The following is an 11544-nucleotide window of genomic DNA, read 5'->3' as shown; positions in this document are numbered from 1 at the left end:
ACCGTGCGGGGGTCAGGGAGCGACGGTGATCTGCTGGGCCGGGTCGGTGGTGTCCGTCACCTTGTACACGGCGTTGAAGGTCGAGCTGGTCGCGCTCGTCGGACAGCCGAAGCCGCCGGTGACCGTGACCGGCACGGTGGCGTTCGTGAAGGTCAGGCTGGAGGGGGCGCCGTTGGTCCAGGTGCCCGCGACCGCGGCCGGACCGCTGGGGGCGGTGGTCACGGTGCAGGTCGCGAGGCCGGTCGTGTGCACGACCAGACCGCCGGTGGGCACGGTCATCGTGGCCGTGATCGGCGAGCCGTTCTGCATCGAGACGGACCACGCGCCGCTCGTGGTGACCGTCGGCGTGACCCCGGGGATGCTGGAGGTGCACGAGCTGTACGTCGGCGGCGAGATGGGCGAGGAGACGGCCCCGGCCGCGTTGTGGTTGCCGGGAGCGGCCGGGACCGAACCCGTCGAGACGGAGACCGAGCAGGTCACGGTGACCGAACCGGCCTTGAGGGTGGCCTTGCCGCTGAGCGTGGCCTTGAAGGCGTGTCCGGCGGGCGAGACGGTGGTCGAGCCCGCCAGGGGTAAGGGGCTCGCCGTCGCGGGGACGGAGCACAGGGTCAGGGCCCCGGCGGCCGCGAGAGCGGCGGCCAGGGCGAGTGCGGTGCGGGTGTGCGTACGGGTCATGACGGCGCTCCTTGGGGATCGGTGTCCTGCGTGGGGGGCGCAGGAGAGGGGGGAGGAGTGGTGTCCGTGGGGGGAGTGGCGGACGGGCGGCGGGGCGCGGCGGAAGGCTGCCAGGCGAACATCAGACCGCCGCCGAGGATGCCGAGCAGGGTGCCGATGAGGAACCCGCCCAGATTCGACAGGACCAGCGCGGCCGTGGCGATGAGCGTCGTGAGGATCCCCGCCAGGGTGCGGTGCTGAGGGGAGAACCAGGCGGAGAGCCCCATCACGATCATGACGATCCCCATCAGGACGGACGGGATGCCCGCCACGCCCTGCTGGAGCATGATCTTCAGCGGTGCCAGCGGCAGCGCGCAGATCTCGGCCCCGGCGAGGAGGGCGAAGAAGCCGCCCCAGAAGGGTCTGCTCCGCCTCCAGCGACGGAACCTCCCGGGCCGCCGGCCGCCGCCGGACGGGGTGCCGGTCCGCGGGCCGGTGCCGTCCCGGGCGCCGCCCCGGGTCAGAAGCATTCCTTCTTGCCCTTGCTGATGCTCATGTTGAGGCCGGAGAGCTTGAAGGTGCCGGCGTTGGTCGCCCACGCCGTCTGGTGCAGGTCGCTGATGGTGACGCTGTCGGCCTGCTGGGCGAAGAGGTCCTGCATGCCCACGGCCTCCGTCGGACCCTTGTCCAGGGTGGAGGCGTCCCGGCCGATCTCGATGTTGCTGAAGACCGCGTCGCCGGAGAGCTGGGTCGCGTCCACGAAGAGGTTGCTGGCCTCGACCGGATTCTTCTGGCCCGCCGTGAGGTTGAGCGAGATGTCGCCGATCAGCGGGAGCGTGGTGACCACCGACTGGCAGAGGCTGTGGAGCTTGGCCTCCTTGATGGCGGTGACCGCCACCGGGATGAGCTCGTTGCGGGCGTTGACGTCGACGCTGCCGTACTGGGCGAAGCCCTCGCCCTCCAGGCTCTGCGCCGAGACCTTGAACTGCTGCCCCGACACGGCGAAGGAGGCGGCGAGCGCGCCCTGCGCCAGGGCTATCCCGAGGCCCGCCGTGACCGCGACCGCCGGGAGGGTCAGGACGGCGAAGCGCCGCCATCTGACCCGGCCGTCAGCGCTGTTGACAGCGTTGTCAGGTAAATTCTGGGAATCTTCCACCGGATGCCCCTATATATCGGCTGTGCACCGTTGTTACCGACGAGTTGAATGTAAGAGTGCCAATGGTGGTTGGCAAGGTTGCGGGAACGCCCGGTTTCGGCCGACTCCTACTGCTCCGTACGCAGCAGTTCGGCGACCTCGGCCTCCACCCGCCGGGCCATCGCACGGGCGAACTCGGCGGCCACGACCTCGCCCGCCACCGGACGCAGGGCGGCCACCGCATCCGTGATGTGCTGAACCTGGGTGGCCGAAAGGTGCTCCAGTCCGGCCGGGCCGATCACATGCGATCGGAAGAGTCCCACGAACCGGTCCGCGAGCGCTGCCGCTTGGGTCTGTACGAAGTCCCCCGCGTCCAGGATCTCGGTGAGCGGCACCCCCTGCCGCACCAGCGCCACGGTCGCCTCCAGCAGCCCGCGGCTCGGGAAGGTCACCGTGTCGCCCTCGATCGTGACGTACCGCAGGGCCGCCGCGCGCCGGGTGTGCTGCGCGGTGGCCGCCGCGCCGAAGAGTGCGCGCAGCTCGGCCAGGGTCATCGTGACCGGGTCCTCGTGCACCCAGCCCCGGGTCATCTCCCGCTCCAGGCCCAGGAGTCGGCCGATCCCGCCGCCCTCCTCCCAGGCGCGCAGCAGCTCCGCGATGCCGTTGACGGTGTAGCCCCGGCCCAGGAGGTCGTTGATCAGCCGCAGCCGGGCGAGATGGTCGTCGGAGTACCAGGCGATCCGGCCCTCGCGCAGCGGCGGCGGGAGCAGGCCGCGCTCCTGGTAGTAGCGCAGGTTGCGCACCTTCACGCCCGCCGCGAGGGCGACTTCCTCCCGGCGGTAGCGGGCCGCGGGCCCGTCGTCGCGGTGCGCCGCGCGCTCACCCGCCGATGGGGTCGGCCCGACCCGGCTGCTGCTCACGGGCCGAGTGTAGGAGGTGATCCGGATGCTCCTGGCCGGTACCGGCGGGTATCCACCGGTCGCCGACCGGGTCGATGACCGGTAGTGGGCGCTTACTCTCCGGCGGGTCGGTCCTTGGGCGCGGGGGCCTGCTTGACCGCGCGCAGGACCACGAACTTCGGGTCGCTCGCGACGAGTTGGCTGTTCCCGAAGAGCCGGCGCAGTCGGACGTGGTAGCCGAGGTGGCGGTTGCCGACCACCCACAGCTCGCCGCCGGGCCGCAGGGCCTGGCGGGCCTGGGCGAACATCCGCATCGCGGTGGCCTCGGTCGTCGCCTGGTGCGAGTGGAACGGCGGGTTGTTCAGCACCAGGTCCACCGAGCCGTCCGGTACCCCGGCGAGCCCGTCGCCGACCAGGAACTCGGCCTTGCGGTCGCCCTCCGGGACGTTCGCCCGGTACGTCGCCTGCGCCGAGGCCACCGCCTGGTACGACTCGTCGGTGAAGATCACTTCGGCGCCGGGCTCGGCGAGCGCGGCGGCCGTGCCGACCACGCCGTTGCCGCACCCCAGGTCCACGATCCGGGCGGCTCCGGTGCGCTGGGGGAAGTGCTGGAGCAGGAACCGGGTGCCGATGTCGAGCCGGTCCGCGCAGAAGACCCCGGCCTCGTTGACCGCGGTGAGCCCGGAGGCCACGCCCGAGTCCTCGTCCAGGGTGTAGGTCAGCGGCCAGGGCCCGGGCGCGGCGGCCTCGCGGGCGGCCTGCGGTCCGGGCGTGGCGAAGATCAGCCGGGCCTTCTTCTCCGCGAGCGAGGTCCGGGTCGGGCCGACGATGCGCTCGAAGAGCCGCAGCGTGGAGGTGTGGATGTCCTTGACCATGCCGGTGCCGACGACCACGGTGTCCGCGTGCAGGTGCGGGGCCAGTCGGTGCAGCTGGTCCTCCAGCAGCGCCAGGCTCTTGGGCACGCGGACGAGCAGCACGTCGATCCGCTCCGGCGGGGCGTCCTGAGTGGTCAGCAGGCGGACGTCGGCCTCGGGCACCCCGGCGCGCGCCAGATTGAGGCGGGTCGCCTCGTGGGCGAGGGAGGAGTCCGTGATCTGGACCGGCCGGTGCGCGGCCAGCGCCGTCACCAAGGTCCCCCAGCGGTCCCCGAGGACGGTGATCTGCCCGTCCAGCTCCACCGGCGGGCGCTCGCCGGTACCGGCGGCGAGGTGCCGCAGCAGGTACTCGTCGGCGGCGTCCCAGGCGCGGAGCCGGTCGCGGGGGTCCTCGGGGAACCGGGTGAGCTGGTGGGAGCCGAAAGGCGTGGTGAGGCGGTTCATATGAGACCCAGGCTAGCCGAGTGCGCGGCCCGCGCCCGCACCCGGCGGCGCCGGGGCGTCCGTACGGGCCTCCCCGGCCGGGTCCGCCTCCCGCGCCTCGGGGAACTCGCCGGCCATCGCGGCGGCGATGCGCAGGTGCGGGGCCGCCTCGGCCGCCCGCCCCTGGCGCTCCAGGGTGCGCCCGAGCAGCAGCTGGGCGTAGTCCTCCACCGGCCATCGCTCCAGCAGGGCGCGCAGCTCGCGCTCGGCGAGCGAGAGCCGGGCGGAGTGGTAGTAGGTGCGGGCCAGCAGCAGCCGGGGAGCCAGCTGCTCGGGGGCCTCGGCGGTCAGGGTCTCCAGCACACGGGCGGCCGGGACGTACTCCTTGGCGTCGAAGAACAGCCCGGCGCGGGTCCAGCGCTCGGCCGCCGTGCCCTGCTCGTAGTACGCGGCGGGGGCCGGTGCCTGGGCCGATGCCTGGGACTGGGCCTGGGCCTTCGGGGTCGGCGTCGGGTCCATCGGCGTGTTCATCGCTTCCTCCCGGCCGCGGCGGACCGTTCGGTCCGTCCGGCCTGCTCGGGCTGTGCGGTTGTCGGGCTGTGCGGTGGCTGCAACGCGTGCCCGGCGCCGGACATTCCGCGCGGCCGTGTCGCGCCGGGGCCGTGACGCGGTGAACCTTCCCGGTCACAGCACTAGGTTGGGCCCATGAGCAATCTCGAACGCCAGCCCGCCCTGTCCGCCTGCGGCGGGCGCGGCTTCGTCGTCGCCGAACCGGTCCGTGAACTCCTCAGCCCCCGCCGGGTCACCCTCGGCGCGGGCACCGAAGTGCGCCGGCTGCTGCCGAACCTGGGCCGCCGCATGGTCGGCGCCTGGTGCTTCGTCGACCACTACGGTCCCGACGACATCGCCGACGAGCCCGGCATGCAGGTGGCCCCGCACCCCCACCAGGGGTTGCAGACGGTCAGTTGGCTGCACCAGGGCGAGGTCCTGCACCGTGACAGCGTGGGCAGCCTGCAGACCGTAGGGGTCCGCGAGCTGGGCCTGATGACCTCGGGCAGCGGCATCAGCCACTCCGAGGAGAGCCCCCGCCGGCACGCCCGCTTCCTGCACGGCGCCCAGCTGTGGGTGGCGCTCCCGGACGCGCACCGCCAGGTGGCCCCGCACTTCGAGCACCACGGCGAGCTGCCGCACGTCACCGCTCCGGGCCTGTCCGCCACGGTGATCATGGGCACGCTCGACACCGCGACCTCGCCCGGGACCACGTACAGCCCCCTCGTCGGCGCCGACATCACCCTGGCCGCCGGGGCCGAGGCCAGGCTGCCGCTGGAGCCGGACTTCGAGTACGCGGTCCTGTCGATGGCGGGCGAGGCGGTGGTGGACGGCGTCGCGGTGCTGCCCGGATCGATGCTCTACCTGGGCTGCGGGCGCACGGAGCTGCCGCTGCGGGCCTCCTCGGACGCGAGCCTGATGCTGCTGGGCGGCGAGCCGTTCGAGGAGGAGATCCTCATGTGGTGGAACTTCGTGGCCCGCACCGACGAGGAGATCCACCAGGCCCGTGCGGAGTGGATGGACGGCACCCGCTACGGCGAGGTGAAGGGGTACGACGGCGCGCCGATCCCGGCCCCCGAGCTCCCGCCGGTGCCCCTCAAGCCCCGGGGCCGCGTCCGCTGAGCCGCGGGCGGCCCCGGGGCTCCCGACGGGCGCCGCGGGCCGCCCCGAAATATGATGTGCGCGCCAGTCCGTCACACCTGGGAGCGGTCCATGGCCCCGCCACGTGCTCCGCGGCCGACGAGCGCCGACGACCTGCTCAACCGGCTCGGACTGCTGACCGCGCAGGCCCGCGAGCGGGCGGAGTTCCAGCAGGCCCGGGTCGAACTGGCGGAGGCCCTCCAGCGCCGGATGCTCCCGGCCGCCCTGCCGAACGTGCCCGGGCTGCGGACCGCGGCGCGCTACGCGCCCGCCCGGCACGGCCTGGACATAGGCGGCGACTGGTACGACGGCTTCCCGCTGCCGGGCGGCGCACTGGGCTTCTCCCTCGGTGACGTCCAGGGCCACGACGTCGAGGCGGCCGCATTCATGGGCCAGGTGCGGATCGGGCTGCGTGCGGTGGCGGCCTCCGCGGCGGACCCGGGCGAGGTGCTGAGCCGGGCCAATGACCTGCTGCTGTCCGTGGACTGCGACCTCTTCGCGACCTGTAGCTTCCTGCGCTTCGATCCGGGGAGCTGGGCCCTGGAGAGCGCCCGCGCGGGCCACGTGCCGGCCGTCTGGGCGACCGTCGACGGGGAGTACGGCATATCCCTGGACGCCGGGGGCGTGCCCCTGGGGATGCTGGCGGGCGCCGTCTACCCGGTGACCCGGCGCAGGCTGACCAAGGCGGGGGCGTTCGTCCTGCTCACCGACGGGGTGGTCGAAGGGCCGACGTTCCCGATCGACGAGGGGCTGGACCGGGTCGCCCGCGTGGTGAGGGAGGGCGCGGGCGCCGATCCGGGCGAGCTGGCGGCCGCGGTGATGGAGGTGGCGGACTCCACCGGGCACGCGGACGACGCCGCGGTGCTCGTCCTGTGCCACGACGCGACGGGCGGCCCGCCGCAGGAGGCCCCCGCGGGCCCGTGCGGGTGAGCCCGGGGACCTGCCGGGGCGCGTGTCACGTCCTGCCGGGACGCGGGGACGGTGTTCTGATGGTGCGGTGCGCAACGAGCGGTGGCGACGGTGGGGCGCTGCGGTCCTGCGGATCCTGGCCGTGGCCGTCGCCTACTACCTGACCGGGCGGATCGGCCTGCTCCAGCGGGTCGCGATCGACGGCGCCGTCGTCACGCCCCTGTTCCTGCCGACGGGCATCGCGCTGAGCTGCCTGCTGCGGCTGGGGCTGGGGGTCTGGCCGGGAATCGCCCTCGGCAGCTACCTCGTGATCGAGACGATCAACGGGTTCCAGCCCTCGGGTCTGGCGATCCTCGCGGGGAACACCCTCGCGCCGGTGTGCGCGGCCCTGCTGCTCCGCAAGGTGGGCTTCCGCCCCGCGCTGGACCGGCTGGGGGACGGCGTGGCGCTGGTCTTCCTCGGCGGCATGGTCCCGATGCTGATCAGCGCCACCGTGGGGTCCGTGGCGGTGGTGCTCAGCGGCAGCCTCCCGCCGAACGGGTTCTGGTCCTTCTGGGCGGCCTGGTGGGCCGGGGACGCCATGGGGGTGCTCGTCCTGACCCCGCTGCTGCTCGTCCTGCGGCGGCCGTACGGGTTGTCCCGGGACCCCCTGCGATGGGCGGAGGCGGTGGCGCTGGCCGTCGGTGTCGTGTGCGTCTCGCTCTTCGTCACCCGCAGCTCGATCGCCCTGCTCTTCCTCGTCTTCCCGCTGCTGATCTGGGCCGCGCTGCGGTTCCGTCTGCCGGGGGCCGCGCCGTGCGTGCTCCTGGTGTCCGTACTGGCGATCTCGGCGGCGAACGACCGGGTCGGGCCCTTCGCCGGCCAGTCGCTCCTGGAGGTCATGGTGAACCTCCAGGCGCTCAACGGCTCCGTGGCGCTGACCGGGCTGCTGCTGTCGGCCCTGGTCACCGAGCAGCAGAACGTCCGGGAGAAGATCGAGCAGGCGTGCCTGGACATGGCCGAGCTGGTGGAGCGCCTGGTACCGGGGCGGCCGGTCGAGGCGTGGCCACCGCCGGACCGGGAGGGGCGGCGCGGATCCGGCACGGCGGGGGACCGATCGGCCGGGGACTGATCGGCCGGGGACCGTCCGGCCCGGGGCGGGTGCCCGCTCCGGTGGTGCGTCCGTGCGGGTGATTTGGCCGAACTTCACATAGCACCTATAGATGCCTGAGGCATCTAATGGAGGGGTCACACGACCGATCGATCGCTTGTGAGGTCAACTCATGACGGAACCCGCTGTTGCCTTTCCCCAGGACCGCACCTGCCCCTACCACCCGCCGGCCGCCTACCAGCCGCTGCGCGAGGCGAGGCCCCTCTCCCGGGTCACCCTTTACGACGGCCGCTCCGTGTGGGTGGTCACCGGCCACGCCGAGGCGCGGGCCCTGTTGACCGATTCCCGGCTCTCCTCCAACCGCCAGAACGAGGCGTTCCCCAACCCCGCGGCCCGCCTGAAGGGCCTGCAGAACCGCCGGGTCGCCCTGCTCGGGGTGGACGACCCCGAGCACAACGTCCAGCGCCGGATGCTGATCCCCAGCTTCACCCTCAAGCGGACGGCGTCCCTGCGGCCGCAGATCCGCGAGACCGCGGACCGGCTCATCGACGAGATGATCGCGAACGGGCCGACCGCGGAACTCGTCGACGCCTTCGCCCTGCCCCTGCCGTCGATGGTGATCTGCGCCCTGCTCGGGGTGCCGTACGCCGACCACGACTTCTTCGAGGCGCAGTCGCGCCGGCTGCTGCGCGGGAAGGACGCCGACGAGGTCGGGGACGCCCGCGACGAACTGAACCGCTACCTGGGCGAACTGATCGACCGCAAGCGCACCGAACCCGGCGACGGGCTGCTCGACGAGCTGATCGCGCAGCGCCTGCTCACGGGCGAGGTGGACCGTGCGGAACTCGTCGACCTGGCCACGATCCTCCTGGTCGCCGGACACGAGACGACCGCGAACATGATCTCGCTCGGCACCTTCACCCTGCTCCGCCATCCCGAGCAGCTGGCCGAACTGCGGGCCGAGCCGGAGTTGATGCCCGCGGCCGTGGAGGAACTGCTGCGGTTCCTCTCGATCGCGGACGGCATGCTCCGCGTCGCCACCGTCGACGTCGACGTCGCGGGGGTGACCATCCGCAAGGACGAGGGGGTGGTCTTCTCCACCTCGGTCATCAACCGCGACGAGTCGGCCTACCCGGGGCCGGATGCCCTGGACTGGCACCGGTCCGCCCGTCACCACGTCGCCTTCGGCTTCGGCATCCACCAGTGCCTCGGGCAGAACCTGGCCCGGGCCGAGGTGGAGATCGCCCTCCAGGCCCTCTTCGAACGCCTGCCGGGACTGCGCCTCGCCGCGCCCGCCGAGCAGATCCCCTTCAAGCCGGCGAACACCATCCAGGGGATGCTCGAACTCCCCGTGACCTGGTGAGCCGCGCCGTGGCCCACCGCATCGACATCGACAAGGACGTCTGCATCGGCGCCGGACAGTGCGCCCTGACCGCACCGGGCGTCTTCACGCAGGACGACGACGGGCTCAGCGAACTGCTGCCCGGAAAGGAGGACGGCGACGGCAGCGCGCTGGTCCGCGAAGCGGCCCGGGCCTGCCCGGTGGGAGCCATCGCCGTACGGCCCGTCTGAGGGCGGCCGCCCCGGCCCCCCCGGTGCCCCGTGCCACCCGGCGGCGCGGGGCACCGGGGGGCCGGTTGGCGGCAGTGGGGCCCGTCCTCGCATGATGGTGGTGCCGCACCGATCACCACCTCAGGAGCCCCGATGGCGAGCCCGGTCCACCAGCCGCTGGAGAACGCGGAGTTCGACTTCATCCTCGGGCACGCCCCCGGGCCGGTCCTCGCCTACTTCACCGGGACCTGGCCCAAGGCCGCCGCCGTGTGCAAGGAGGCCGACGCCCTGGTCCGGGAGGCGGCCGCCGCCCACGCCGGGCGGCTGACCGCCGTCAAGGCCGACATGACCCGCTGCCCGGGACCGACCGCCCGCTACGGGGTCACCAGCGCGCCCTGGTTCGTGCTCGTCACCGCGGGCGAGGTCGTGGCCACCCGGCAGGGGCCGCTGGACCGGGCGGAGCTCGCGGAGTTCCTGGAAGCGGCCTTCTGACCCGGTCCGGCCGCGTCAGCCCCGGCCCGCCGGCTCCGGCCCGGGCTCCGGCGCCGCGACCGCGTCGGCCCGGAGCAGCAGCAGGGTCCGCTCCCGCGCGTTGCGGGTCAGCCGCGCGGCGCGGGTGAACTCCGCCCGGGCCTCGGCGCTGCGGCCGAGCCGGGCCAGCAGCTCGCCCCGGACGCTGGGCAGCAGGTGGTAGCTCTTCAGCACGGGCGCCCCCGCCACGGCGTCCACCACGGCCAGGCCGGCCTCGGGCCCCTCGGCCATCGAGACGGCGACCGCCCGGTTCAGTTCGACCACGGGCGAGGGCGCGAGCGCCGCGAGCCGCCCGTACAGCGCGGCGATCGCCGTCCAGTCGGTCTCCTCGTAGCTGCGGGCCCGGGCGTGGCAGGCCGCGATGGCGGCCTGGAGGGCGTACGGCCCGGGCGGGCCGCCCAGATCGCCCGCCGTCGCCAGCGCCGCGAAACCGCGCCGGATCAGCAGTCGGTCCCAGCGGCTCCGCCGCTGGTCGGCGAGGAGGACCGGCCGGCCCTCGGGGTCGGTACGGGCCGCCGTCCGCGAGGCCTGGATCTCCAGCAGCGCCGCCAGCGCGTGCGCCTCCGCCTCCGCGGGCATCAGCGCGGCCAGCTGCCGGGCGAGCCGCAGCGCGTCCTCGCAGAGCGCCGGGCGGATCAGATCGTCGCCGACGGTGGCCGAGTAGCCCTCGTTGAAGATCAGGTAGATCACCTCCAGCACCCCCGCGAGCCGCTGGGTGCGCTCGGGCCCGTACGGCACCTCGAAGGGCACCCGCGCCTTCGCCAGCGACCGCTTCGCCCGCACGATGCGCTGGGCGACGGTCGCCTCCGGTGCGAGGAAGGCCCGGGCGATCTCGTCCGTGGTCAGCCCGCCCAGCAGCCGCAGGGTGAGCGCGATCCGGGCGTCCGGCGGGAGCACCGGGTGGCAGGCGGTGAAGATCAACCGGAGCACGTCGTCGTCGATGTCGTCCGGGCCGGCCGGTTCGGGATCGTACGCCGCCTCGTCCAGGTCCCGGCCCAGCTCCGCGAGCTTGCGGGCGTAGGTCTCGCGGCGGCGCACCAGGTCGACCGCCCGGCGGCGGGCGGTGGTCGTCAGCCAGGCCGCCGGATGGTCCGGCACCCCCGTGCGCGGCCACTGCTCCAGGGCTTCGACGAGGGCGTCCTGGGCGATCTCCTCGGCGAGCCCGACGTCCCGGACGATCCGCGCGGCCGAAGCGATGATCCGAGCGGACTCGATCCGGAAAACGGTCTCCACCGTGCTGTCTGTCCTCACGGCCACCCATCAGAGCACCCCACCGCCCGGCCCGGCAACGAGGCCGGGCCGGGCGGTGGAGCGGTGCGGCGCGGGCGGCTCAGCCTTCGGCGACCTCGCGGACCTCACAGGTGATCGTCCAGTAGTCCTCGTGGACCGCGAGGAACCGCTTCGTCCACTCGACCGCCTCCGGCAGGTCCTTGCACTGGAGCATCGCGTAGCCGCCGATGACCTCCTTGGCCTCGGTGAACGGGCCGTCCACGACCGAGGTCCGGCCGCCGTCCCAGGTCACCCGGGCCCCTTGCGCGGTGGGGGTGAGACCGGCGGTGTCCAGCAGCACCCCGGCCTTCGTCATCTCCTCGATCAGCAGGCCCATCCGCTCCATCAGCGCGTCGCTGGGGCCCTCGACCGGGGCGTTGGCCTCGTCGAGGCGGATCATCGAAAGGTAGCGGGGCATGACGTGCTCCTCGTGCCGTTCCGTACGGGGGCCGTACGGGGGGGTGTACGGAGGCGGGGTTCCTTCCCCGCCCCTCACTCATACGTCGAACGGCGGGCGGC

At 73.5% G+C, this 11544-nt stretch carries 13 protein-coding genes and 1 pseudogene; 6 read left to right on the top strand and 8 right to left on the bottom strand.

From position 1 onward, the window contains the following. Window positions 1-12 precede the first annotated feature (12 nt). The 6 genes and pseudogenes from ACIQWR_RS12035 to ACIQWR_RS12010 all read right to left on the bottom strand — a co-directional run. Window positions 13-675 carry a hypothetical protein gene (locus tag ACIQWR_RS12035; RefSeq protein ID WP_404007180.1) on the bottom strand — a complete coding sequence of 221 codons (663 nt, stop codon included), beginning with the start codon at window positions 673-675 and terminating at the stop codon, window positions 13-15. After that, window positions 672-1184: a DUF6114 domain-containing protein gene (locus ACIQWR_RS12030; protein WP_404007177.1), complete on the bottom strand. Its 513-nt coding sequence runs from the start codon at window positions 1182-1184 to the stop codon at window positions 672-674. Before ACIQWR_RS12030 ends, ACIQWR_RS12035 begins: the two co-directional genes overlap by 4 nt. Next, entirely contained in the window at window positions 1175-1810 is a 636-nt protein-coding gene (locus ACIQWR_RS12025; protein WP_404007174.1) for a DUF6230 family protein, read from the bottom strand. The genes ACIQWR_RS12030 and ACIQWR_RS12025 overlap by 10 nt, the downstream gene beginning before the upstream one ends. A 107-nt stretch (window positions 1811-1917) precedes the next feature. Further along, window positions 1918-2709, bottom strand: coding sequence for a MerR family transcriptional regulator (locus tag ACIQWR_RS12020; protein ID WP_404007170.1), 792 nt, complete (start codon window positions 2707-2709; stop codon window positions 1918-1920). Window positions 2710-2801: 92 nt separating this feature from the next. After that, window positions 2802-4007 (bottom strand): methyltransferase, encoded by a 1206-nt coding sequence (locus ACIQWR_RS12015; RefSeq protein WP_404007167.1) that lies wholly within the window; start codon window positions 4005-4007, stop codon window positions 2802-2804. Window positions 4008-4103: 96 nt separating this feature from the next. Beyond that, window positions 4104-4388: pseudogene (locus ACIQWR_RS12010) on the bottom strand (tetratricopeptide repeat protein); the annotation flags it as partial. 303 nt (window positions 4389-4691) lie between these two features. Between ACIQWR_RS12010 and ACIQWR_RS12005 the strand changes: the two are divergent. The 6 genes from ACIQWR_RS12005 (at window position 4692) to ACIQWR_RS11980 (ending at window position 9717) form a co-directional block, all read left to right on the top strand. Next, the gene (locus tag ACIQWR_RS12005; RefSeq protein WP_404007164.1) at window positions 4692-5657 is read left to right on the top strand and encodes a pirin family protein; all 966 of its coding nucleotides are present in this window, start codon (window positions 4692-4694) and stop codon (window positions 5655-5657) included. A gap of 90 nt (window positions 5658-5747) precedes the next feature. Further along, window positions 5748-6605, top strand: a complete 858-nt coding sequence (locus ACIQWR_RS12000) for a PP2C family protein-serine/threonine phosphatase (protein WP_404007161.1) — start codon at window positions 5748-5750, stop codon at window positions 6603-6605. 67 nt (window positions 6606-6672) lie between these two features. Beyond that, window positions 6673-7695 (top strand): MASE1 domain-containing protein, encoded by a 1023-nt coding sequence (locus ACIQWR_RS11995; RefSeq protein ID WP_404007158.1) that lies wholly within the window; start codon window positions 6673-6675, stop codon window positions 7693-7695. Between the two features lie 151 nt (window positions 7696-7846). Further along, window positions 7847-9037, top strand: a complete 1191-nt coding sequence (locus ACIQWR_RS11990; RefSeq protein ID WP_404007155.1) for a cytochrome P450 — start codon at window positions 7847-7849, stop codon at window positions 9035-9037. After that, complete coding sequence (locus ACIQWR_RS11985) at window positions 9034-9246, top strand: ferredoxin (RefSeq protein ID WP_404007152.1); 213 nt, start codon at window positions 9034-9036, stop codon at window positions 9244-9246. The genes ACIQWR_RS11990 and ACIQWR_RS11985 overlap by 4 nt, the downstream gene beginning before the upstream one ends. Window positions 9247-9378: 132 nt before the next feature. Beyond that, window positions 9379-9717, top strand: a complete 339-nt coding sequence (locus ACIQWR_RS11980; protein ID WP_404007150.1) for a thioredoxin family protein — start codon at window positions 9379-9381, stop codon at window positions 9715-9717. A gap of 15 nt (window positions 9718-9732) precedes the next feature. Here ACIQWR_RS11980 and ACIQWR_RS11975 read toward each other — a convergent pair whose 3' ends face one another. Together ACIQWR_RS11975 and ACIQWR_RS11970 are read right to left on the bottom strand one after the other, a co-directional pair. Next, window positions 9733-10989 carry an RNA polymerase sigma factor gene (locus tag ACIQWR_RS11975; RefSeq protein WP_404007147.1) on the bottom strand — a complete coding sequence of 419 codons (1257 nt, stop codon included), beginning with the start codon at window positions 10987-10989 and terminating at the stop codon, window positions 9733-9735. 97 nt (window positions 10990-11086) lie between these two features. Further along, on the bottom strand, window positions 11087-11443 hold the full coding sequence (locus tag ACIQWR_RS11970; RefSeq protein ID WP_404007144.1) for a YciI family protein: 357 nt from the start codon (window positions 11441-11443) through the stop codon (window positions 11087-11089). Between the last annotated feature and the right edge of the window lie 101 nt (window positions 11444-11544).

The sequence above is a fragment of the Streptomyces sp. NPDC098789 genome (assembly GCF_044759975.1).
Taxonomy (GTDB): Bacteria; Actinomycetota; Actinomycetes; order Streptomycetales; family Streptomycetaceae; genus Streptomyces.
The sequence above is the reverse complement of the archived record's forward strand: the minus strand, read 5'-3'. Positions and strand labels throughout refer to the sequence as shown.